The sequence below is a fragment of the Aquabacter spiritensis genome, assembly GCF_004346185.1.
Lineage (GTDB): Bacteria > Pseudomonadota > Alphaproteobacteria > Rhizobiales > Xanthobacteraceae > Aquabacter > Aquabacter spiritensis.
Genome location: NZ_SMAI01000015.1, coordinates 74941 through 97147, shown reverse-complemented (window position 1 = coordinate 97147; position 22207 = coordinate 74941). Strand labels below are relative to the sequence as shown.

The window sequence follows — 22207 nt, the reverse complement described above, 5'->3', positions numbered from 1 at the left end:
GCCAATGATCGACCGATCGCCGCGCACAGCCTGCCTGATCGTCACCCTCGGCGCGGTCTTCGCGCTTGGTGCAGCGTGGTATTTTCAGATCGTCGTCGGGCTCGCGCCCTGCCCGCTCTGCCTCTATCAGCGCCTGCCTTATTATGCGGCGATCCCGATTTCCTTCGCCGCGACGATCCTCGGTGCACGGGGCTATCGCGTCGCGCCCCGCGCCGGACTTTGGCTGCTGGCGGCGCTGATGTTCGTCGATGCCGGCATCGCGATGTATCACGCCGGCATCGAATGGCAGTTCTGGCAAGGCCCCACCACCTGCTCGGGGGCGACGCCGGTGGCCGTCAGCGACATTATGTCCGCCCTGAAAACCGCCCATGTGCCGCGCTGCGACGAAGCCGCCTGGCGCCTGATGGGGCTTTCGATGGCCGGATGGAACGCCCTGATCGCATGCGCGCTCGCCGGCATCGCCGTCTGGGGCGCCACGGCGCCGCGCCAAAAACCCTACGGGTCGAGCTCGGTGTCCCAGTAAAGATAGTCCATCCAGCTCTGGTGCAGATAGTTCGGGGGAAAATGCCGGCCGTTCTGGTGCAAATCGTGCACGCTGGGCTGATACGGCATTTGAGCGGGCCACATGCCGGCATCGCCGGGCATCGCGCTGCCCTTGCGCAGATTGCAGGGCGAGCAGGCGGCGACCACGTTTTCCCACGTGGTTTGCCCGCCCCGGGCGCGCGGGATCAAATGGTCGAAGGTCAGGTCTTCGCGGGCGCCGCAATATTGGCAGGTGAAACGGTCGCGGAGGAAGACATTGAACCGGGTAAAGGCGGGTTGTCGCGATGGCTTGACGAAGGTTCGCAACGAAACGACGCTAGGAAGTCGAATTTCGAAGCCCGGACTTCGTACCGCCTTGTCATAGTACTCCACGATGTTGACGCGGTCGAGGAATACAGCCTTGATCGCATCCTGCCATGACCAGACAGACAAGGGGTAATAGCTCAAGGGACGGTAATCCGCATTGAGCACCAGAGCCGGCCAAGCACCAGGGGTTATGGCTGCCGTCAAGGGTCGGAACTCCTTACCCTTCCGCGCCGAATCGATCCGGTCCATCTCGGCGCGCCGCGATATTCTATAGTGTGCGTGTCAATCTTGTGAAGCAGGCGGGCCAAATGCGGCGCGCCCGCGCGCAATCGGCCTCACCGACGGGCGAGGGCTTGGGCGATGAAGGTTCCGCGGAGAGCGGCCGCGTCGATCCCGTGACCAACGCCGCGAGGCCGCCCCCTTCGGCCGGCACGCCCGCCGCCACAGGGCCGTGAGCGGAGGCTGCAAGAAGGGGAGAGAGCGGAACGTCCGTACCGGCGGCACCAAGCGCGGATGCGAGCGCCTCCCGGCAGGCGTCGCGGCGCTCGATGAGCCCATCGAGATCCAAGCGCAGATCGAGGTATTCCCGGTGGGCGATATCGGAGACCTCACGGTCGGCCTGCCATGTGAGCAATTGCGACAGCTCCATGCGGGCAGGCCCATCGCGGAGATCTGACTGTGCCAAGCCTCCAAGGCGCCCTCGTAACGGCGCCAAACTTCTGCTGCGCGGCTCCGTGCATTTTCGGCTTCAAGCTCGTGCTTTGCCTTCGTCTGTGGAAGCAGCGAAAGGCGGCTGGCGGCATCGGCAAGGGCGAAACGGAGCTCCAGCGCCTCATCGACCTGACTGACGCTCGCCTCGAAGCTGGTCACGGCACCTTCGGCCGCTGCAAGCGCGCCTCCAGAAAGGACATGCTCGCGGATTTGCAGCCATGCGCCTGGCGCTCTTCCCGGGCGGACGCGATCTCCTCCGGGGTGACGACCACTTCTGTTACGAATTGCCCGATCTCAAGGACCACTGAGGGCCTCAGCTTTGGGGTCAGTATCGGCTTGAGACATTCATCGGCGATATGTCCGCTTCTCGTTTGAAGTCCCCGCTAGCGGCCAGTCTGGAATCGGCACCAATCCGGCCATCCGTGATAGCTGCAGCGGCCTTCCGCTTATGGTGCATCCCGCAGGTTGAGGTGGATGCGCCGTGGGCGACCGAAAGGACAGAACGGTTGCGCCACTGACGTTGCCGCCCGTACCTATCCAGCCGCACCGTGCAGTGTCAGCTGGTAGCGCGTATACCGGCGTTCCCCGGTTCGCGTCAGGGCGCCTTTCTCCACCAGATCGTGCAGGTCGCGCGTGGCGGTGGGGCGTGAGGTGCCGGTGATTGCGAGGTAGTTCTCCGCGCTCAGGCCTCCCGTGAAGCCACCGTGGCCTTCACGGAACATGCGGGCGATCACCTTTTCCTGCCGTTCGTTCATCTTGTCGCGGAAGCGATCGTAAAAATGTGCCTTGGAGATGTGGAAGGCGACGCGGCCGAGCGTCGTTTGCTGGGCCGCGATGATCGTTTCCGCAAAATAGACCAGCCAGCCCGTGACATCGAGCGTCCGCTGATGGACCTCGAGCTGATCGTAATAGGCCTTGCGATGCTGCTCGATGGTGTGGGCGAGCGCGATCAGGGTCGGCTGCCCGATGTTTTGGGCGAGGGATTTTTCAGCGAGGGTTCGGCCGATGCGTCCGTTGCCGTCCTCGAAGGGATGGATGCTTTCGAAATAAAGATGCCCGATCCCGGCCCGGGTAAGTGCTGGCAAGGGCGCGTCCCCGTTCGGGGCCGAGCCATTGAACCAGGTGAGATAGGCAGACATCTCATCCGGAACCCGAGAAGATGGAGGCGCCTCGAAATGCACAGTCGGCCGATCCTGGCGGCCGGACACGATCTGCATCGCGTCTTCATGGCGACGGTAGCCGCCGATGGTCTCCAGATGCCGGCTATCCGCCATCAGCATGCGGTGCCAGCGGAACAGCGCGTCAGCGTCAAGGGGATCCGCCCAGCTCCGATAGAGATCGACCATCATCTCCGCGATGCCACGTTCCTTCGGCTTCACGTTGCGATTGTCAGTGTCGAGGCCGAGCTGACGGCGCAGGGAGGATTGCACGCTGAGGCGATCCAGCGTCTCTCCTTCGATCGCGCTGGTCTTGACGGCCTCGTCGCTGAGGAGTTCGATCCGTAGCAGGTCGCGCTCGCCGTCGCTCACATGCCGGATCGCGCCGATCACCTCGCCGGTGAGCAGGAGGAACCGCCGCTCCAGCGGTTCGAGGGCAACCGGATCATAGGCAAAATGCGGCCAGCCGGGCTGCGTCCAGATCCACACCATGAGCGATAAAGCCTCCCGCTATAGCTCACATAGTAGCGAATGTGTGATTGATAGATAGCCGTCCTATCGCTCACGGCAGAGCCGCGCCATCGCGCCCCGCAGGATGCGCTGCAGTCCAGGCCGGCATCGTCGGCAATCTCGACGCCAACAAGGCCGAGATGGCGACCCTCATCGGCCAGAGTCAGGGTGCCACGGGCCCGATTCAGGCCACGCAGGCCGGCCACCAATTGCTCGCTTTGCAGTCGCAGCAGCTCTCCGACCTAATCGCGGTGATGTCCACCAAGGGGCGCGCCGCGGCGCTGTCCGAGGCGGAACGCGACCGCCGCCGAGCAGGGACGCAAGCAGCGCCGGCGGGGCGTTGGGCCCGAAAAAAGCAAAGCGGCCGAAGCGTCCTCCGGACGCCTCGGCCGCCTTCATCACAGCACCACGCGGCGCGGTGTGCCCTGTCTCAGAACTTGATGCTCATGGCGCCCTTGAAGGCGTTGGATTCGATGCCGGACGCGAACTGCCCGCTGTAGGCGAGCGAGGCCGCGACCGTCTTCGAGAAGGCATATTCGACACCCGCCCCGACGAGCGCACTGTCGCGGCCAATCGGAACGCCCGACACCGTGAACGCCGATCCGCCAGCCACGAACGCGAGGTTCGCGTTCGCGTTGACGTCCCCGAAGGCGTGCTGCCAGCCGAGGCTCAGATGCGGCGTCAATGCCGCCCCGTTCGCCATCTCGATCCGCGTCGCAGCCCGCACTCCGAGCGTCGAATAGAACGTGTTCTCGGTGTCGGCCGAACCCGTCAGCGCCGACGCTGAGCCTGTCTCGGTGAAGGCGTCCGACGACAGGTTCACATAAGCGAGGTTCACGAACGGCGTCACCGACGCCGTCCCGAAGGTCTTCGGATCGAGCATCGTGTCGAGGCCGATCCGCCACGCCGCCTCGCCGAACACCTGGGCCGTGCCCGCGTCGTAATTGGCCGAGTTGAGCCCCGAGAAGCCGGCAAACGCCACCGTGCGGTCGACGGAGAGGTCATGCCACGTGTAGGACACCGCGCCAAACAGGGACAAAGCCCCGAATTCCGCCCCACCATAGACGCCGACATCATAATTATCGATGTCGCCCGAGGATGAGCGGGCATCGACGGTCAAGGTCGAGCGGCTGTAGCCGCCAACGAGGCCGACCCGTGTCGACGGGGTGACCGCCGCATCGACGCCCATCAGGAAGCCGCCGATCGAAGAATCGACGCTCGCGGCGTTGCCGTCGCCGGAAAACTGGCCCCAGCCGCCGTAGCCGTAGGCCCACACCGTCGCGTCATAGCCCGGCGCGAGCTGCGCCGTCGCCTGGCCCGGCGCCTTCTCGCCGGCGAGGCCCTGCCGCACCCGCGAGCCGACCGCTTCGCGCAGATAGATCGATTGCTGCTGCATCACGGAGGACGCCGAGGCATAAACTTCGCCAGACAACGCATCGAATGCCGCCGGTGCCGCCGATGTGGAGAGCTGCAGCACCGCATCATAGACCGAACTGCCCGCCCCGAGGCTTTCGACCGACCGTGCCGCCGCCTTCTGGTTCGGCGTGTAGGCAGAGTCGGGGAACGCCGTCGCGTTGCGCGCGAAGAGCAGGTAGACGTTATTGGCGTCATAGGTCAGCGAGGGATCGAGATAGGCGTAGTTCACGGTGAGCCCGGAGAACTGCCCGGTGACACCGCCTTGCGCCGTCAGGATCGTGTAGGTCGTGCCCGGCGCGTAGGTCCCCTCGCTCGCCACGACCTGTACCGTGCCGCCCGAGATCGTCGCCGTGCCGGTCGCGGTGATGAGATCGGTGGCGCCCTCCGGCGTAATGTCGACGCGGTAGACCGAGCCCGACGCAAACACGACGTTGCCGTTGACCGTGAGCGTGCCCGGCGAATAGCCCGGCGCGGCCGTGCCGCCATTCAGAACCGTCAGGCCGCCGATGGTGCCCGTGCCGCTGATCGTCGCGTCGGAGCCGATCGTGAAGGTCGAGGCGCTGGTTGAGCCCTGGGACAGCACGAACGAGGAATCAACCACGCTGATCGTACCATTATAGCCGCCCGCGCCGGTGAAGTTCACCGTGCCGCCGAGGATCTCCACCGAACCGGAGCCGGTGATGGTATTGGGAAAGTCGTAGGTGCCCGAACGGTTGATGATGAGCGCGGCGTTGTTGACGATGGTGCCGAGGACCGAACCCGTCGTGCCGCCATTGCCGAGCTGGAGCGTGCCCTCCGAGATCGTGGTGCCGCCCGTGTACGTATTGTCCGCGAGCAGGATCAGCGTGCCGGCGCCGGTCTTTGTAAGCGCGCCTTCACCCGAGATCACGCCGGACATGGTCGCCGTCGCGGCGTTCGCCACCTGAATGGTGCCGCCCCCGCCGTACGTCGTGAGTGACACCGTCATCGCTGTCGACGATGACGCGGTCACCGCGAGCGTGCCGCCATAGAATGTCAACAGACTGGCTTCGGAGCCGAGCGACGCGAAATCCGAGATCGCGAGGGTGCCGGCCTGGAAATACCACTGCGTCGCTCCGCTCGTCGGCCCGTTCAGGGTCCAGGTTCCCGTCGACGCCATATTGTACGAGCCGAAGCCCGCGACCTGGGACATATTGAGCGTGGCTTGGCCCTCGCCGATCAACTCGATGATGTCGCCAGCCCCGGCCCCAAGGACGTTCCCCACCAGGGTCCCGCCGGTCGATAAATCCACGACATTGGAGCCGCCGGTGAACAGGATCGCGGCCCCCGGGGTCGCGCCGGCGCCGCCACTTACGGTGCCACCGTCCATGATGAAAACAGACAAATTGGCGCCGACGATGCCCGGCCCGCCGGACGCCGTGTCACCACCTGCGGCGCCGCCCGTCACCGTCCCGCTGACCGTGATCGCATATTTGCCGGTGCCTTCTGCCACTTCGATGCCGGCGCCGCCGTTGCCGGCGATCCCTACGTTAGCCGGTGCCGACAAGCCGGCGGTGCCGCCCGCCCCGCCGGCGCCGCCTGTGATCGTTGTCGTGCTGCTGATCGTCACGTAGGCGGCGAGGGGCGTCTTGACTGTGCTGTAGAGGACGATGCCGGCCCCGCCGGTGGCGCCATTGCCGCCATAGCCCTCGCCCGCGCCGGCCCCACCGGCCCCGCCGATCCCGCCCGTTTGATCGGCGGAGATTGTCACACGGCCGGAATATGAGGTTGATGTAAGAACGGCGCCTGCACCACCGCCGCCGCCACCGCCACCGCCCGCCCCGGCAGGGGCCTGGCTTCCGCCCGCCGCCGAACCGCCGGCGCCGCCGGCACCACCCGTGTAGGACGTGGAGAGATCGGTCAGAGCGCCGCTATATCCATACACGCCCGCACCGCCACCACCACCGCCGCCACCGAATATGTTCGTCGAACCTGGTTCGCCGTCCGAGCCGGCTGCCCCGTCGACACTGCCCCCGGCCCCGCCGAGCGCGCCGTTGCCGCCTTCGCCCCCGTTGCGTCGATTGGCGCCGCCGCCGCCACCACCGGCATCCGGTGTTGCCCCGGCATCTCCGTCTTCACCTAAAATCACGTGCGAGGCGCCCCCACCGGTTGCCCCGGCCTCTGCTGCAGAGCCGCCCGCGCCGCCGCCGCCCGAATAAGGTGTAACCGGCGAGACGGGCGCAGCGAAAGCCGAGCCAGTGCCGCAATTGATCACCAGCGCAGCGGCGACCGACGCCAGAAGGAAACCCTTGAGGCCACGCCCCGCACCCGGACGCGCACGCGCCACGACCGTCAGATCCCGCCCGAGCACCATCGAAATCGCCCCTCATTGCCCCTAAGCGTCGCCAGACGTTGACGCCGCCTCCCCCCAACTTTTTAACAATTCTCGATATACGATAATACCCTGTGGTGGGAAATTTTTAACGATTGGACACAATTTTGTCGGAGAGGCGCGCAGTCGAAGTGATGAAGTGATGCTGCGAGCGCAGTGTATTAATTAAGTGGTCTAGAACGCCGGAGATGCAGGCGTGGCGCCATTTCACGATCCCGCCTTTTTCCTTGTGCGCCGAAACAATCCCCTCCCGCCAATTGTGTGAAACGCCGTTGACGCATTCGGGCTCTCGTAAGGCTCGACCCCCTCCCTTGATTTCGCCGCCGACGAGCCGAAATCGATCGAGGACCGCGCGCCGGTCATAGGGGCGGCATCGGCGCGGAGAGATAGCGGCCCGCCTCGGCGAGCACGCGCCCGCGCGCTTCGGCCCTTAAGGGTTGCCGGCGAAACTGCACGCGACGCCATGTTTGATCCCGGGCTTTGATGGTGCAGTCTTTTCGCAGGAGTGGAAGGAAGCACTATGGGCCGGGTTCTTCATGGGAGCGCCCAAGGACGGGGGCGGTCCGTCGAGCGATACAGCATAGTCAAGAGAGCCTGAGGGCTCTGGCAAAGTGCTAAGGGATCAACCAAAAGACCGTGGCCGAGAGGAAGAAGCGGATCTCGGTCGCCGATCTGCCGACGGGTCCGAGGGACCCGACATCGACCGTGCTGTCGATCGAGAAAGAGGCGATCATGGTCGCTTTCCGGCGGCATACGCTGCTGCCTTTCGACGACGGCCTCTATGCCTTGCAGGCGATGATCCCGCACCTGACACGGTCATCCCCCAATCGTTGCCTTCAGCGCCACGGTATCAGGCGGCGGCCGGAGGTGAGGCGACAAGGAGTCGAAGAGGCGGTTCAAGTCCTATCCAATTGGCTTTTTTTCACATCGACATCGCCGAGGTGCAGACCGCCGAGGGAAAGTTGTACCTCTATCTCGCCATTGATCGCACGAGCAAATTCGCCTTTGTGCAGGTCGTCGGGAAGACGGGCCGGGCCTCGGCCTTCCTCATGGCCCTGATCGAGGCGATGCCTTCGTCGCCGCCTACAATTTCGGCCGGCGCCTGAAGACCCTCAGAGGGCTAACGCCCTACGAATTCATCTGCAAATGCTGGACTTCAGAACCTGAACGATTCACCATCGATCCAATCCATCAATGCCCGGACTGAACACCTAGCTAAGCGGAACTCGCCGTCCTGTGCGTTTACTGTGCGGTGTGACCTGGGCCGGCCGTGCGACGAATCCGAGTTCGGCTGAGATGGCGCTCGCAGTATTCATGACATCCGGCGCCAATCGATCGATATCGTGATCCGAAAGGCGAGCAGTTGGACCAAAAAGCCCCACTGAACCGATCGCCTCGCCAGAATGGTCAAAAATGGGTGCAGCGATCGCGACCGCGCCTCTAATGACCTCGTTGCAGCTGCGGGCAAAACCCGCATCGCGCGTATGCTTCAGGAGCTTGCCGACCTGGGCTCGCTCGGCAGAATTCAACCCGGCAACATGCGCGTTCTGCGTCGGCTCACTCATAAAGGCGAGCATGGCCCGTCCGCTCGCGCCCTGATGCAGGGCGAGCAATTCGCCGACGCCACGGGATATGGCGAGTACATGTCGGCTCTTGTGCTCCAGCACACACAGGCGCTGGGCGTCGCGCGGCACGAAGAGGGCCGCCGTCTCTCCCGAGACATCGCGCAGGTGGGCTATGTGGGGGCCGGCAATTTCCACGAGATTGATGCCTGACAGGTAGGCCTGTGCCAGCTTTAGGACGCTGTGGGCGAGGCGGAATTGCTGGGGGTCTCCCTCCGACACCATCATGCCGTTGGCCACCAGCGTCTGCAGCAGACGATAGAGAGTGGGGCGGCTGAGGCCGATGCGTTTCTGGATCTCCATGACGCTCATGGAGGGCCTATCCGGCGTGAAGCAGGTGAGGATGGCCACCGCCCGATCCACGGCCCGTACGCTCGATTCGCCGTCCGCCTCGTCCCTTGCAGGCGCTGGGCTCGTCTTCGCCGTCATGCGGGCCAAATCCTTGTCCTCCGCCAGGCTCTGCTGTCCGGCGAGAGGGGACGGCAGCCTGCTCTATCTCTTCGCCTGATGGCACCGAAAGTACCGCAGGCATTGGGGTGGGTGCAATCGCGCCGGCTCACCGCTTCCCCGCGGAAGCGGCAGGCGGCGGAGATGGCCGCAGGCGATGCCCCCATCCAGCCACCCCTCGCAGCGCCCAGCCACCGTCTCGACCACCTGAGGCAGGGCGGTGATGGTGCTCACGGTGGCATGCACCGGCCCCGCACCCATTGACGCGAGGGCTATCGGCATGGCCACACCAGGCCGGGAAGGCCGCGGCGATGGCAGCGGAATCAACGTCCGCAGGGCTGGCGAAGGTTACCAATCCACACGGCCCCTCGGTGGTGGGATCGATGAGCGTCACCCTCTCCGCGCCCCGCGCCGGCACGACGGTACCGGCGATGAAGCTGTCAGGGTAGGCCCTCATGGCGGCCTCATCCTTGCGCGGGCGGCGCGCCCAGGGGATTGGGCGGAACCGCCCGGCCCGCGGCGAAGGGAGGTGGCACGAGGCGTAGCAGATGCCAGGGACTGGGCATGCGCCCCACTTGTGCCTCGATGAGCATGGGACCGCCGGCCGCGAAATTGTCCTTCAATGCCGCTTCCAGCGCTTCCGGCGTGTCCGCCGAGCGGTAGGGAATGGCGAAGGCGGCGGCCAGGGTGCTGTAATCCGGATTGACCAGCTCCACGCCGAAGGCGGTGCCGAACTGACCCTCCTGCAGGGTGCGCACATTGCCGAAATGCCCGTCGTTGAAGACCACGATGGCGATGTTCAGGCCGTATTTGCGGGCGGTGGCCAGCTCCTGCATGCCCCAGCCGAAGCCGCCATCCCCGTTGATGCTCACCACCGCCTTGTCCGGATTGCCTGCGGCCGCTCCCAAAGCAGTGGGAAAGCCGTAGCCGAGCGTGCCCTGATAGCCCGGGCCGATGAAGGTCCGTGGCGCATGGACGGGATAGGCGAGGCGCGCGAAATAGCCCACCTGCGTCAGTTCGTTGACCAGAATGCCGTCGTCCGGAATGGCCCGCCGCAGCGCCCGCACCCAGGCGCCTTGCGGCTCGATGTCGGCCATCTGCGCGGCGGCCCAGGCGCGCACCGCATCGAGCTCCAGTGCGATCGGCGGGCGTTGGCCGATGGCCGCGCCCAGCGCTTCCAGGCCGAGCGCGCAGTCCGCATGCAGCGCCACGTCGGCGCGCCGGGGCGGGCCCCAGGCGGCCACGTCGGCATTGAGGTACACGTATTTCATGGATCCGGTGGGCCAGGCGGGCTGACCCTGCGCCGTCTCCACGAAGCGGCTGCCCACCACCACGCAGAGGTCGGCATGGGGGAAGACGGCGCGCCCTTCCAACGTGTCCAGCGCCAGGGGGTGCCTGTCGGAAATGGCGCCCCGGCCGTTCTCGCCCATGACCACCGGCGCCTGGAGCTTCTCGGCGAAGGCGGCCAAAGCGGCGCCGGCATCGGCCGCGATGGCGCCTCCGCCGACATAGATGACCGGGCAACGGCTGGCGGCAATCAGGGTGGCTGCCGCCGCCACGGCTTTCGGATCGGGGCGGAGGCGGCCATCGCCGGTCTGAGGCGCGGCCAGTTCCATGTCCGCGCTGGCGCTCAGCACATCGTGGGCGATCTCGATGCCGACTGGCTGTGGTCGACCGGCCCGGATCTGCCGGAACGCCTCGCTCACCACGCCCGGAATCTCCTCCGGGCGGTTGGCGCGCCCCTGCCATTTGGTAACGGCGCCCAGGATCTGCGATTGACCGCGCACCTCGTGCAGCAGGCCGAGCCCCTTGCCGAGGGCGGGAGAATAGATGTCGCCTGAGATGCACAGGACCGGTGAATTGCAGGCATAGGCGGTGGCGAGGCCCGCCATGGCGTTCAGAAGGCCGGGGCCGGGCACCACCATGCACACGCCCACCCTCCCGGTCGTGCGGGCATAGCCATCAGCCATGTAGGAGGCGGCCTGCTCGTGCCGGCCCACCATCAAGCGAATGGAAGCTTCCACCTTGCGGAGCCCATCGGTGGCCCAGTCGAGCTGCACGCCGGGAATGCCGAACACGTCCCTCACGCCTTCGCGCACCAATTGGTGCGCGAGCGCTTCTCCACCCGTCAGCTTCATGGTCCACCTTTTCTGTCGGCCGGCTGTGAGCGACGCACCCGCCTCGCCCGGCTTCGAATTGCCTGCTCGTCGCAGCGTGCCTCAGGGCGCCCGCTCCGATCGCATCCGCGCCGAAGCCGTTCCGCGCGGCACCCGAGCGCTTTCCGCCTGTCGTGAGGGCACGCTGATGGCGTAGGCGAAGCCGAGCGCCCCGAGCGCCGCAATCCAGGCCCCCACAGGGGTGTCGTGCGCCCAGATGCTGGAGAAGGAGGTGACAGCTCCGACCAGGACAACCACCGCCGCCCGCCAGCCCGGCAGCGCCCGTGAGCCCACCGCGCCGACAGCGCTCCAGCCGATCAGTGCTCCGCCGGCGAGGGTGGTGGCAATGGCCACCAGGACCTCGCTCCAACTGCCGATGCCGAGGAGTGCGGGATTCATCACGAAGATGAAGGGCAGGAGATAGGTGGAAGCGGACAACTTCAACCCTTCGATGGAGGTCTCCCCGAGACCGGCCCGCGCCAAGCTTGCCGCGGCGAAGGAGGCGATGGCCACGGGCGGCGTCAGCATAGACAGGAGCCCGAAGTAGAAGATGAAGAAGTGCGCGGCCATGGGCTCTACCCCAAGCTGCACCATGGTGGGACCCAGCAGCACCGCCAGTAGGACGTAGACGGCGGCCGTGGGCATGCCCATGCCAAGCACCAGTGCGACGAATGCCGTGACCAGCAACAGCAGGACCAGCCCACCCGCCTTGCCCACCGCCGCCAGAACCAGGGTAATGAGGAAGCCGAGACCGGAAATGTTCAACGTACCCACTACGATGCCCGCCGCCGCGCTCACCAGCAAGACCGCCAGCGCATCGTCCCCCGCACCAACCGTCACACCCTTCAGCAGGCCGCGCCAGTCGAGGCGGCGTTGCTTGATGGCGCCGACGAGCACCATCACCACAGCCGACAGCAGCGCCGCCTTCTCGATGGCGACGGCGAAGAAGAACATGAGCCCGGTCAACAGCGCGATTGGAATGATAAAGATCCATCCCGCGGCGATCGCTGCGCCGAACCGCGGCAGCATGCTCCGCGGCAGGCCCACCAGCTTGTTGCGCGCCGCATAGGCGTCCAGCTGGACATACATCACCACGTAGAAGATGAAGGCGGGAATGGCGGCGGCCATAACCACGTCCGAATAGGGCACCTGGAGAAAGTCGGCGATGAGGAAGGCGGTGGCGCCCATCACCGGCGGTGTCATCTGGCCGGCATTGGAGGACACGGCCTCGACCGCAGCGGCGAAGGCCGGGCGCATGCCGTTCCTGATCATCAGCGGAATGGTGACGACGCCGCTGGAAACCACATTGGCGACCGTCGAGCCGTTGATGATGCCGAACATGGCGCTGGAGGCGACCGCCACCTTGGCGGGACCACCGCGATAATGGCCAAGCAAGGACATCGCGACGTCGTCGAAGAAATTGCCGGCCCCGGATGTCTGAAGCACCCGGCTGAACACCAGGAACGCCACGACGACGGACGCCGCCACCTGCAAGGCCACGCCCGCCACAGCATTGGCGTCTGTATAGAGATAAATCATCAACCGCCGCGGCTCAGTATAGTTTGCCTGCAGCAGGCCGGGGGCGAAATGGCCGAACAGGCCGTAGGCAATGCACGCAAGAGCAACGATGGCGATGGCGGTGCCGCACAGACGGCGCACGGCCAGCAGAAGCGTCAGCAGCGCGATGACCGCCGGGATCCATTTATCGGGTGCGCGGGAGGCGTCCACGATCCAATGGGGAAACTGCCAGGCCCCATAGGACCAGGAGGCCACAGCAGCCACCGCAAGCAGCTTGTCCAGGGGGCCCGGCGCGGCGCGCCCTCCGAGGAAGGCGGCACCCGCGCTCAGGGCGACGATCATCAGCAGGAATTGTTCCTGCAGCAATCCAAGATTGAACATGATCGGAATGTCGAGCACCCAAGTGATGCTCAAGGCGATCATGGCCGTCAGCAGGCCAGCGCGGATGAAGCCGGCGAGCCCGGCTGCAGGCCGGTCGCTCTGCGACGTGGCGACCCGATGTCCGTCTTTGGCGTGGTGAGACATTGCAGCTTCCGCAATTTGGGCAGGTGAGTCAGGCAGAGCGCCCGATGAAGCGCCGCCACGCGCCAGGCACGCGGCGGAGTTCTCTGGCTTCAGGAGATCAGTTCTTTTTGGTTGCGAACTGCTGCTCACGTTCGACATTCGCCGCGCTCCACATGCCCTTAGCCTTGAACGCTGCAATGGCGCCGGGATGGTAGGGGACGGCATTGGTGGGTAGCGACAGGTCCTGGACGGTCGAATGCGCAAGTTGGGGGTACTTCTTGCGCATGTCGTCCCAACTGGCGAGCAGGGCCTCCACCACCGCCTTGGCCCGCGCCTCAGGCATGTCCGCGCTGCCGAGCAGGAACACGTCGAAGCCCGTCACTACGGTGCCCCGATGCACGCCCGGGCGGTTCGGCGCGGGCTCGATGGGGAAGGCGTAGAGGCCCGGCACCTCCTTGGAGAGGAAGGTGGTGGTGGCGTTGGGCCCATCCAGGGTGAGAATGCGCACGCCGCCGGGAATGGTGGCGTTCAGCTCCTGCACGATCGGCATAGAGGTGCTCATGGGCGCGGCGTCGATGGTGCCGTCCGCGACCGCCTTCAACCCCTGGGTCAGGCCTGCCATCGTGATGTTGGTGATGTCCTTCTCGCTGAGGCCCGCGCTGGCGAGCATCGCAACATTGGCCGATTCCAGCGCAAGGTTGCCGGAGAGCTTCATGGCGACGCGCTTGCCCTTGAGGTCGCCGATGGTGCGCAGGCCGGAATTCTCGCGCACCAGATATGCGTAGGGGAAGTCCGTCAGCCGCACGAGGGTGCGCAGCGACGAATGTGGCTTGATGCCCTCCCCGCCTCGATAGAACAGGCCGCCGTCGAGGCTGGAGGAGACCGCCATGGTCAGTTCGCCCGAAGCGATCAGCGGCAGGTTTACCGAAGAGCCGGTGGCGGGCTGGGCGACGGCGATGCCACCCAGCTTTTCCGTCAGCGCGCTCGCGAGGGCACTGCCGATCACGTAATAAGACGAGCCCGTAGGATTGGTGCCGATGGTGATGCGGCCGGCCTGTGCCCAAGCGGGCTGCATGGCCCCGGCACCGAGAATGAGGCCAGCGGCGATGGCCATCTTGGATATCACGGCGCGCCGCGTCGGATGACGTTCCGTCATAGATTCCTCCCATTGATCTGCTTGTTTTGACCGGCCCGAGTCGTTCTTGCTCGGCTGAAGTCGAGGCAAGAAGACTATCCTTGCATCTACTTATATGTCCGCAGAGTGGACATAAGTATCATTTTTTAAACAATGGCCATCTGCAAGACGTCTTGTCAAGACTATTTCTGAGAACGATTCCGAGACGATTGGCAGACAGCACCGCTCCACGGCACGCAGCAGTTGCGCACCCAGGGAGGGACGACTTAAAAGCTCAGTGGCGGGACGCGCCCGCCCCCCGCAAGTGGTCGACGAGCGCCAGTGCGTCGCCCGGCGGTGCATCCCCGCGCCACGCCACGTGCTGGTCCGGCCGGGACAGCACGAGCTTGTGTTCAAACACTTCGCAATCCTTGGTTTTCGGCACATCCAGCACCTTCATCGGCAAGGCACGCGCACGCGCCGCCTGCACCAGGTTGTTCACCTCCACCTCCGGGTCGAAGCGGAGCAGCACATGGTCAGAACCCATGGCGTCATAGAGCGAGCGCCCCCCCGGCAGGAAGACGTGCGGGGTTCGACATCCAGGCACCGTGGAAGGGGTGAAATTGGCCATGGAATAGCTGGGTGCCTGCTCACCATCATAATAAATGATGGGGCTATTGTCGTAGAAATACCCGAAGTTCAGTCCACCACAACAATATTGCTGAACGTTGAGGTCGTAGGCGGATTGGCCGATCTCCGCCCGCGCGGCAGCGCCCTCGGGGCTCTCCTCCTCGATATTTTCGGGCACGCCGCCACGCTGCCGCGCCATCTGCTCCGCGTGGTTCATGGCATAGTGGGACACCTGTTCGGTGATGGGGTGGCGCTCGCGGGCGTGGGCGTCAAGAAGCGCCTCGTCACCCCAGCCCGTCACCACGGCCGCCAGCATCCAGGCCAGGTTGGCGGCATCGGCGAGGCCGGCATTCATGCCGTAGCCCGCATAGGGCACCCACAGATGGGCGGCATCGCCGCAGACGAACACGCGGCCTTCGCGCATCTTGTCCACCACCAGGCGGCGGCCGAACCAGTCCTCGTTGCCCATCACCTCATAGGAGAAGTCCGCACCCACGCCGAGGATCTGACGCAGCGCCGCGTCTCGGTCCACCGAATCGAAATCCGGCTCAGACTGGCGCAGATAATTGTGCACGAGCCATGTCTCGCGCCCGTCGATCGCATAAACGTTTCCGCTGCGCCGCGGATTGAGGGAGAAATTGCCCCAGGCTGGCGCAGTGGTGAGCATGTCGATGAGCTTCGGCGCGCGGATGAAGGTGGACTGCACCCGCTGGACCACAGCATCGCCCTGCAGCTTCGCGCCGATCTGCCGTCGCACCTCAGAGCGCCCGCCGTCGCAACCGACCATGTAGCGCGCCTGGATCCGGAGCGGGCCTCCGCCGTCCAGTTCATGGGCCTCGACGTCCACGTGGTCGTCGGCGGCGATCAGGCGGTCGAACATGACCCGATTGAGCAGAGTCACCCCCGGCGTCGCCGCCGCGGCCTCGACCAGGATGGGCTCCAAATAGATCTGGTTGATGCGGTGGGGCGGCTCGGGGGTCGGCCACCAGGTGTCCGGCCCGCCGGTGGCGCTGAAGCGGTCACGTCGGCAGGGAATGGGAATGCGGGTGAGCTCGCGGCCGACCATGGTGGTGCGATAGGCCACATCGTTGGGATAGTCGGCCGGCAGGCCCGCATCACGCAGTTTTCCGGCCAGGCCGAGGCGCCGGAACAGTTCCATGGAGCGGGCCGAGACGTGATTGCACTTCACGCTCGGAGGCTCGCCGCGATGGCGCATCTCCAGCACGATCACCGAGACGCCGCGCTGTGCGAGGTCAATTGCGAGGGTTGCGCCGACGGGGCCGCCGCCCACGATTAGAACATCGGTTTTCATCACTTCGGGCATGGCTGTTTGGATCCTCCCCTAGGCGTGGCGGATGGCGCGGTGCGACCGGCCTGCCACTTGATGGTTCTCGTTCAGCCGGCCAGGGGCCGCAGAACGATGTTTCTTCTTGATGTTGGAAGAGCGGGCGAGAACGACCTGTTCATCATCCTCAGCGAGACGCGTGCGCGGGTGATGCGAAGACCTGGAAGCCACGATGCCCAGCTTTCGCCCGGCAAAACCGGTTTCTGTTAGACGGATCCAGATCCCAAAAATCCAATCGGCGCAGATGCACAAGTGCGCGCGGGATCCAACGCGAATAGGCGTCGACGTGCAGACTTGCTGCATGCTCAGCTCCTCTTCGCACGCGGTTTGGCGTCGTTGTGGCGGGCGGCTTTGCTGGGCACCGGCTCGTCGGGAATGGGGTCTGCCAGCACGGCCTCCAGTTCACCGAGCATGGCCTGGAGCGCCGCGAGGTTTTCTGCTCCGTACCGGCGTGTGATCTCGGCGTAGATGACCTCCGATCGGACGCCGGCCTCCGCCACGAGGCGGCGGCCGGTCGCACTAATGGAAATATGGCCGCGTCGCATGTCTTCTTTCGACACGCGACGCACCACGAGGCCGCGCGCCTCCAGATCTTTCAAGATGCGCGAGAGCGAGGGACCCAGCAGGAACGCCGCCTTGGCTAGCGACTGGACTTCCGTCGATTCGGTGGCAGTGAGCGCACGCAAGACGCGCCACTGCTGCTCGGTGAGATTGACGCCGTTCAGATGGGCCCGAAAGTGCACCATCACCGCTTCACGGGCGCGCAACAGCGACATGGGAAGAGACTGCGAGAAGCCACGCAAGGTCGACCCCGCAGCAGGTTTCGCGGCGCGCGCACCCCGCGCCGACGGCTTGCTGTTGTCCTGCGTTTGGGAACCGCCCTTCCGCATATTGACCCTCCCTGCGACGCCTCTTTTCCGGCTTCGTCGATCAACCTATAGCTTTATTATATAAAGCGTTTTTTCACTCGTCGCGGCCCCTCTCCGGCATCGCCGACACCGACACGTCACGGGGCCCGTATTGACAGGCCCGAAGATATTTAACATGTTATGTACATCAAACTTGAAAGGCCGACAACTGTGCCGCACATCACACTTGAATGTTCCGAGAACCTCGAAACGGCGACCGACCTCGACACCCTGTGCCGAGCGCTTCACGCTGCCGTGTTGAGTAGCGGAATGTTTGAGCTCGGTGCGATCCGGGTGCGGGCCATGGTTGCGCGTCATTACGCAGTTGCCGACCTCGACCCGCGCAACAGCTTCCTTCACATCCAGATGCGCATCGGCGAAGGGCGCCCCTTGGGGGACATCAAGGAAGTTGGAGAGCATCTCTTCGAGACGGCCTCCCGACATCTTGCGCCCCTGCTGTCGACCTCACATTTCGCGCTCTCCCTGGAGGTCAACGAAATCAATTCGGCGCTCAGCTGGAAGAAGAATGCCATTCATCCGCGGCTGCGGGTCGTAGCCGGCGCCTGATACCCAAAGAGACCATATGGCCCCGCACCAAGACGGGCTCGGAGGATCGCATGCCCACGCTCGAAGAAAATCTCTCCAAGGCGGAAATCCATCTGGAGAGATTCCGCAATGATGGCGTGTTGAATCAGGTCAACGGCGAAGCTGTGCCCGCTGCAAGCGGAGAGACGTTCGAGGTCATCTCACCGGTCGATCTCAAGCCGCTGGCGCGGGTGGCGCGAAGCGGGGCCGAAGATGTCGCGCGCGCCGCCGCGGCCGCCAAGGGCGCATTCGAAGCGTGGGCGGGCATGCCGGGAGAAAAGCGCAAAGCACTGCTTCACCGCATTGCCGACGCCATCGTGGCGCGGGCCGAAGAGATCGCCCTGGTCGAATGCATGGACACCGGCCAGTCGTTGCGCTTCATGTCAAAGGCGGCACTGCGCGGGGCGGAAAATTTCCGCTTCTTCGCCGACCGCGCGCCGGAAGCGCGCGATGGGCAATCGCTGCGCGCCGCAGGCCAGCTCAATATTACGAGCCGCTCACCCATTGGCCCGGTGGGCGTGATCACGCCGTGGAACACGCCCTTCATGCTCTCCACGTGGAAGATCGCGCCGGCCTTGGCGGCGGGTTGCACGGTGGTGCACAAGCCCGCGGAGTTTTCGCCGCTCACCGCACGCCTGCTGGTGGAGATCGCCGAGAGCGCAGGCCTGCCCAAGGGCGTGTGGAACCTCGTGAACGGCCTCGGCGAGGAGGCGGGCAAAGCGCTCACGGAGCATACCGCCATCAAGGCCATCGGCTTCGTGGGCGAGAGCCGCACCGGCTCGCACATCATGCGCCAGGGCGCGGCCACGCTGAAGCGGGTGCATTTCGAGCTGGGCGGCAAAAATCCGGTGATCGTGTTCGCCGACGCGGACCTTGAGCGCGCCGCCGATGCGGCCGTTTTCATGATCTACTCGCTCAATGGCGAGCGCTGCACCTCGTCCTCGCGGCTCCTGGTGGAGCGCAGCATTTACGACGCCTTCACCCGGAAAGTGGCGGAGAAGGCGAAGCGCATCAAGGTGGGCCACCCGCTCGACCCGGAGACCGTGGTGGGTCCGCTCATCCACCCGGTGCATGAGGAGAAGGTTCTGAGCTACATGCGCCTCGCCCGCGAGGAGGGCGTCACCATCGCCGCCGGCGGCGGCAAGGTGGAAGGTCCGGGCGGCGGCTGCTACGTGGCGCCTACGCTTTTCACAAATGCAAACAACAAGATGCGTGTGGCTCAGGAAGAGATTTTCGGCCCCGTCCTCACCGCCATTCCGTTCGACGACGAGGCCGATGCCCTCGCCCTCGCCAATGACGTGGCCTATGGACTGACCGGCTATCTGTGGACCTCAGATCTCGGCCGCGCCCTGCGCATGACCGAGCGCCTGGAGGCCGGCATGCTCTGGGTGAATTCGGAGAACGTGCGTCACCTCCCCACCCCCTTCGGTGGGGTGAAGAGCTCTGGCATCGGCCGCGACGGCGGCGACTGGTCTTTCGACTTCTACATGGAAACGAAGAACGTGGCCTTTGCCACGGCGGACCACCCCATCCCCCGCCTAGGGGGCTGATCGCCGCCTTGCACCCAATGCATACATGCGCGGCTCGCGCCTGACCGGTCCGCGCACGTCACAGGAAATGACCGACTGCATCAAGCAGACGGCGCCTCAATCAAAGAAGTCTGGAGGAAGACGTGCCCATTCCCGCCCCGAATCTCTATCCGAGCTTCAACGTGGTCCGGCTCAGCCATGTGGAATTGGTCGTGACGGACCTCGCCCGCAGCCGCGCCTTCTATGCCGACACGCTGGGCCTTCAAATCACCCACGCGGATGAGGACACCATCCATCTGCGCGCCATGGAGGAGCGCGGCCACCATTGCCTCGTGCTGCGCAAGGGCACGGAGGCCAAGGTGGAGGTGCTCAGCATGAAGGTCTATTCGGAAGAGGATCTTGATAAGGCCAAGGACTGGTTCGAGGCCAAAGGCCTGGCCGCCCGCTGGGTGGAGCGGCCGTTCCAGGGCCGCACCCTGCGCACCCAGGACATCTTTGGCACGCCACTTGAGTTCTACTTCAAGATGGATCGGCTCGCGCCCATTCACCAGAAATATGCGCTCTATCACGGCGTGAAGCCGCTGCGCATCGATCATTTCAACTGCTTCACCAAAGACGTGGACGCCTCCGTTGCGTTCTATAATGAGATGGGCTTCCGCGTCACCGAATACACCGAGGACGAAGAGAGCAAGCGCCTGTGGGCGGCGTGGATGCACCGTAAAGGCGGCGTGCACGACATCGCCTTCACCAACGGTCGTGGCCCCCGCCTCCACCACACCGCCTTCTGGGTGCCGACGCCACTCAATATCATCGACCTGCTCGATCTCATGTCCACCACCGGTTATCTGGCGAACATCGAGCGCGGGCCGGGGCGGCACGGCATTTCCAACGCCTTCTTCCTCTACGTGCTGGACCCGGACGGCCACCGCATCGAGATCTACTGCTCCGACTACCAGACGGTGGACCCCGATCTCGAGCCCATCAAGTGGGACCTGAAGGATCCGCAGCGGCAGACCCTATGGGGCGCGCCTGCGCCGCGCTCCTGGTTCGAGCATGGCAGCCTCTTCAACGGCGCCGAGGTCTGCGAGCCCATCCTGAAGGCCCAGCCCATCATCGCGCCCTGAGCGCTTCCGCACGCAGCGCCTCGCGCACAGCCCATCGCCCCGGCGGCGGGCAGGGAGATGTCATGACACGCTTCGTCACCTTCAGCATCGATGGGAAAAGAGGCTATGGCCTCGCGCGCGATGGCGGACTGGTCGACCTATCCGCACGCCATGGCGCGCGATGGCCGAGCTTGCGCGCGGCGATCGCCGACGGCGCGCTAGGCCAGCTCGCGGAAGCGGCTTACAGCCTCTCGCCGGACATGCCGCTGGACGCCATACGCTACGAGATCCCGGTGCCCGACGCGGAAAAGATCATCTGCGTGGGCGTGAACTTCCCGGATCGCAATGCCGAGTACAGGGACGGCCAGGCGGCGCCCACCAAGCCCTCTTTGTTCATTCGCTTCGCCCGCTCCTTCGTCGGGCATGGCGAGGCGCTGGTGCGGCCGTCGGAATCCGTGCAGCTGGATTATGAGGGCGAGATCGTCCTCGTCATCGGGAAGGCCGGGCGGCGCATCCGCGAGGCGGAGGCGCTCGGCCATGTGGCCGCGCTTTCCCTGTGCAACGAAGGCACGCTGCGCGACTGGGCGCGCCACGCCAAATTCAACGTGACCCAGGGCAAGAATTTCGACGGTTCGGGCTCCATGGGCCCCTGGCTGATCCCCTTCACCGGCGAAGGCCAGATCGCCGACATCGCCCTTGAGACGCGGGTGAACGGCGAGGTGCGCCAGCGCGACCGCACCTCGCGGATGATCTTTTCCTTCCGCAACATCATCTCCTACATCTCCACCTTCACCACATTGGTGCCCGGCGACGTGATCGTCACCGGCACGCCCACGGGCGCCGGCGCGCGGCTCGATCCGCCGGTCTGGCTGAAGCCGGGCGATGTGATCGACGTGGAGGCCGAAGGCCTCGGCACCTTGCGCAACACCGTGATCGACGAGGAGGCGGACCTTGCTTGAGCCGGCGCAGATCGCCGCCGAGGCGGCGTGCCTCGACAAGGCCGAGCGCACCCGAACGCAAACCGCCCTCATCTCGCTGAAGCACCCCGGCGCCACCATGGACGACGCCTACGCCATCCAGGCGGAATGGGTGCGCATGAAGCGCGAAGCCGGCCGGCGCGTCATCGGCTGGAAGATCGGCCTCACCTCCAAGGCCATGCAATCTGCGCTCAACATCGCAACGCCGGATTCCGGCGTGCTGCTCGACGACATGGCCTTCGACGACGGCGCCACCGTCCTGCCGGACCGCTTCATCCAGCCGCGGATCGAGGCGGAGCTCGCCTTCATGATGAAGGACACGCTCAAGGGCCCCGGCGTCACCCTCTATGACGTGATCGACGCCACCGCCTATGTGACGCCGGCCCTGGAAATCCTTGACACCCGCATCCACCGAGTGGACGCGGCCACCGGCAAGGCACGCACCATCATCGATACCATCGCCGACAATGCGGCCAATGCGGGGATCGTCACCGGGGCGCGCACGGTTTCGCCCAAGGACGACCTGCGCTGGGCCGGCGCCATCGTGTTCCGCAACGCCGAGGTGGAGGAGACCGGTCTGGGCGCCGGGGTGCTCAACCATCCAGCGCGCGGCATCGCTTGGCTGGCCAACCGCCTCGCCCTTTATGGCGGGGCGCTGGAGGCGGGGCAGATCGTGCTGGCCGGCTCCTTCATCCGCCCGGTTGAGGCCCGCCACGGCGACACCATCTTCGCCGATTTCGGCCCCCTCGGCACGCTCAGCTGCCACTTCGCCTGAG

18 protein-coding genes and 2 pseudogenes are annotated in these 22207 nt (G+C 65.3%); 9 read left to right on the top strand and 11 right to left on the bottom strand.

Annotated elements, in window-relative coordinates:
* Positions 1 to 4: 4 nt before the first annotated feature.
* Positions 5 to 523, top strand: a complete 519-nt coding sequence (locus EDC64_RS19785; protein WP_132034605.1) for a disulfide bond formation protein B — start codon at positions 5 to 7, stop codon at positions 521 to 523.
* Here the strand turns inward: EDC64_RS19785 and EDC64_RS19780 are convergent.
* The 3 genes from EDC64_RS19780 to EDC64_RS19770 all read right to left on the bottom strand — a co-directional run bounded on the left by EDC64_RS19780 (position 496) and on the right by EDC64_RS19770 (position 3209).
* Entirely contained in the window at positions 496 to 1098 is a 603-nt protein-coding gene (locus EDC64_RS19780; RefSeq protein WP_207916145.1) for an HNH endonuclease, read from the bottom strand. The two genes, EDC64_RS19785 and EDC64_RS19780, sit on opposite strands and share 28 nt — an antisense overlap.
* 19 nt (positions 1099 to 1117) lie before the next feature.
* Positions 1118 to 1498 carry a hypothetical protein gene (locus EDC64_RS19775; RefSeq protein WP_132034603.1) on the bottom strand — a complete coding sequence of 127 codons (381 nt, stop codon included), beginning with the start codon at positions 1496 to 1498 and terminating at the stop codon, positions 1118 to 1120.
* Between the two features lie 595 nt (positions 1499 to 2093).
* Complete coding sequence (locus EDC64_RS19770; protein WP_132034601.1) at positions 2094 to 3209, bottom strand: Fic family protein; 1116 nt, start codon at positions 3207 to 3209, stop codon at positions 2094 to 2096.
* Between the two features lie 113 nt (positions 3210 to 3322).
* On the opposite strand from EDC64_RS19770, the pseudogene EDC64_RS23900 reads away from it, so the two are divergent.
* A pseudogene (locus tag EDC64_RS23900) lies at positions 3323 to 3668 on the top strand (TrbJ/VirB5 family protein); the annotation flags it as partial.
* Here EDC64_RS23900 and EDC64_RS24060 read toward each other — a convergent pair.
* A complete protein-coding gene (locus EDC64_RS24060) occupies positions 3658 to 6975 on the bottom strand; it encodes an autotransporter outer membrane beta-barrel domain-containing protein (protein ID WP_132034599.1) in 3318 nt (1105 codons plus the stop codon). The pseudogene EDC64_RS23900 and the gene EDC64_RS24060 sit on opposite strands and share 11 nt — an antisense overlap.
* 538 nt (positions 6976 to 7513) lie before the next feature.
* Here EDC64_RS24060 and EDC64_RS19755 point away from each other — a divergent pair.
* A pseudogene (locus EDC64_RS19755) lies at positions 7514 to 8200 on the top strand (transposase family protein).
* A 4-nt stretch (positions 8201 to 8204) separates the two neighbouring features.
* Here EDC64_RS19755 and EDC64_RS19750 read toward each other — a convergent pair.
* Positions 8205 to 9044, bottom strand: coding sequence for an IclR family transcriptional regulator (locus tag EDC64_RS19750; RefSeq protein WP_132034597.1), 840 nt, complete (start codon positions 9042 to 9044; stop codon positions 8205 to 8207).
* Positions 9045 to 9373: 329 nt separating this feature from the next.
* On the opposite strand from EDC64_RS19750, the gene EDC64_RS23620 reads away from it, so the two are divergent.
* Complete coding sequence (locus EDC64_RS23620) at positions 9374 to 9511, top strand: hypothetical protein (RefSeq protein WP_165933829.1); 138 nt, start codon at positions 9374 to 9376, stop codon at positions 9509 to 9511.
* Between the two features lie 15 nt (positions 9512 to 9526).
* Here EDC64_RS23620 and EDC64_RS19745 read toward each other — a convergent pair whose 3' ends face one another.
* The 6 genes from EDC64_RS19745 to hpaR all read right to left on the bottom strand — a co-directional run bounded on the left by EDC64_RS19745 (position 9527) and on the right by hpaR (position 17219).
* Entirely contained in the window at positions 9527 to 11200 is a 1674-nt protein-coding gene (locus EDC64_RS19745; protein ID WP_132034595.1) for a thiamine pyrophosphate-binding protein, read from the bottom strand.
* A gap of 81 nt (positions 11201 to 11281) precedes the next feature.
* Positions 11282 to 13399, bottom strand: coding sequence for a TRAP transporter permease (locus tag EDC64_RS19740; protein WP_165933828.1), 2118 nt, complete (start codon positions 13397 to 13399; stop codon positions 11282 to 11284).
* Positions 13359 to 14396 carry a TAXI family TRAP transporter solute-binding subunit gene (locus EDC64_RS19735; RefSeq protein ID WP_132034591.1) on the bottom strand — a complete coding sequence of 346 codons (1038 nt, stop codon included), beginning with the start codon at positions 14394 to 14396 and terminating at the stop codon, positions 13359 to 13361. The genes EDC64_RS19740 and EDC64_RS19735 overlap by 41 nt, the downstream gene beginning before the upstream one ends.
* Before the next feature lie 253 nt (positions 14397 to 14649).
* Entirely contained in the window at positions 14650 to 16308 is a 1659-nt protein-coding gene (locus tag EDC64_RS19730; protein ID WP_132034589.1) for an FAD-dependent oxidoreductase, read from the bottom strand.
* 18 nt (positions 16309 to 16326) lie between these two features.
* Complete coding sequence (locus EDC64_RS19725; RefSeq protein ID WP_132034587.1) at positions 16327 to 16632, bottom strand: hypothetical protein; 306 nt, start codon at positions 16630 to 16632, stop codon at positions 16327 to 16329.
* 2 nt (positions 16633 to 16634) lie between these two features.
* On the bottom strand, positions 16635 to 17219 hold the full coding sequence (hpaR, locus tag EDC64_RS19720) for a homoprotocatechuate degradation operon regulator HpaR (protein ID WP_165933826.1): 585 nt from the start codon (positions 17217 to 17219) through the stop codon (positions 16635 to 16637).
* Positions 17220 to 17408: 189 nt separating this feature from the next.
* On the opposite strand from hpaR, the gene EDC64_RS19715 reads away from it, so the two are divergent.
* The 5 genes from EDC64_RS19715 (at position 17409) to hpaH (ending at position 22206) form a co-directional block, all read left to right on the top strand.
* The gene (locus EDC64_RS19715) at positions 17409 to 17804 is read left to right on the top strand and encodes a 5-carboxymethyl-2-hydroxymuconate Delta-isomerase (protein WP_132034661.1); all 396 of its coding nucleotides are present in this window, start codon (positions 17409 to 17411) and stop codon (positions 17802 to 17804) included.
* A gap of 50 nt (positions 17805 to 17854) precedes the next feature.
* Positions 17855 to 19372 carry a 5-carboxymethyl-2-hydroxymuconate semialdehyde dehydrogenase gene (hpaE, locus tag EDC64_RS19710; RefSeq protein ID WP_132034585.1) on the top strand — a complete coding sequence of 506 codons (1518 nt, stop codon included), beginning with the start codon at positions 17855 to 17857 and terminating at the stop codon, positions 19370 to 19372.
* Between the two features lie 122 nt (positions 19373 to 19494).
* Positions 19495 to 20475 carry a 3,4-dihydroxyphenylacetate 2,3-dioxygenase gene (gene hpaD / locus EDC64_RS19705; RefSeq protein ID WP_132034583.1) on the top strand — a complete coding sequence of 327 codons (981 nt, stop codon included), beginning with the start codon at positions 19495 to 19497 and terminating at the stop codon, positions 20473 to 20475.
* A gap of 62 nt (positions 20476 to 20537) precedes the next feature.
* The gene (locus EDC64_RS19700; protein WP_132034581.1) at positions 20538 to 21413 is read left to right on the top strand and encodes a fumarylacetoacetate hydrolase family protein; all 876 of its coding nucleotides are present in this window, start codon (positions 20538 to 20540) and stop codon (positions 21411 to 21413) included.
* Complete coding sequence (gene hpaH, locus EDC64_RS19695) at positions 21406 to 22206, top strand: 2-oxo-hept-4-ene-1,7-dioate hydratase (protein ID WP_132034579.1); 801 nt, start codon at positions 21406 to 21408, stop codon at positions 22204 to 22206. The genes EDC64_RS19700 and hpaH overlap by 8 nt, the downstream gene beginning before the upstream one ends.
* The last annotated feature ends 1 nt before the right edge of the window (position 22207 follow it).

Bases quoted from the DNA above. Each gene is read 5' to 3' on its own strand.
- EDC64_RS19785 (WP_132034605.1), top strand. From the start codon at position 5: ATGATCGACCGATCGCCGCGCACAGCCTGCCTGATCGTCACCCTCGGC.
- EDC64_RS19780 (WP_207916145.1), bottom strand. From the start codon at position 1,098: ATGGACCGGATCGATTCGGCGCGGAAGGGTAAGGAGTTCCGACCCTTG.
- EDC64_RS19775 (WP_132034603.1), bottom strand. From the start codon at position 1,498: ATGGAGCTGTCGCAATTGCTCACATGGCAGGCCGACCGTGAGGTCTCC.
- EDC64_RS19770 (WP_132034601.1), bottom strand. From the start codon at position 3,209: ATGGTGTGGATCTGGACGCAGCCCGGCTGGCCGCATTTTGCCTATGAT.
- EDC64_RS24060 (WP_132034599.1), bottom strand. From the start codon at position 6,975: ATGGTGCTCGGGCGGGATCTGACGGTCGTGGCGCGTGCGCGTCCGGGT.
- EDC64_RS19750 (WP_132034597.1), bottom strand. From the start codon at position 9,044: ATGACGGCGAAGACGAGCCCAGCGCCTGCAAGGGACGAGGCGGACGGC.
- EDC64_RS23620 (WP_165933829.1), top strand. From the start codon at position 9,374: ATGGCAGCGGAATCAACGTCCGCAGGGCTGGCGAAGGTTACCAATCCA.
- EDC64_RS19745 (WP_132034595.1), bottom strand. From the start codon at position 11,200: ATGAAGCTGACGGGTGGAGAAGCGCTCGCGCACCAATTGGTGCGCGAA.
- EDC64_RS19740 (WP_165933828.1), bottom strand. From the start codon at position 13,399: ATGTCGAACGTGAGCAGCAGTTCGCAACCAAAAAGAACTGATCTCCTG.
- EDC64_RS19735 (WP_132034591.1), bottom strand. From the start codon at position 14,396: ATGACGGAACGTCATCCGACGCGGCGCGCCGTGATATCCAAGATGGCC.
- EDC64_RS19730 (WP_132034589.1), bottom strand. From the start codon at position 16,308: ATGCCCGAAGTGATGAAAACCGATGTTCTAATCGTGGGCGGCGGCCCC.
- EDC64_RS19725 (WP_132034587.1), bottom strand. From the start codon at position 16,632: ATGCAGCAAGTCTGCACGTCGACGCCTATTCGCGTTGGATCCCGCGCG.
- hpaR (WP_165933826.1), bottom strand. From the start codon at position 17,219: ATGCGGAAGGGCGGTTCCCAAACGCAGGACAACAGCAAGCCGTCGGCG.
- hpaE (WP_132034585.1), top strand. From the start codon at position 17,855: ATGCCCACGCTCGAAGAAAATCTCTCCAAGGCGGAAATCCATCTGGAG.
- EDC64_RS19700 (WP_132034581.1), top strand. From the start codon at position 20,538: ATGACACGCTTCGTCACCTTCAGCATCGATGGGAAAAGAGGCTATGGC.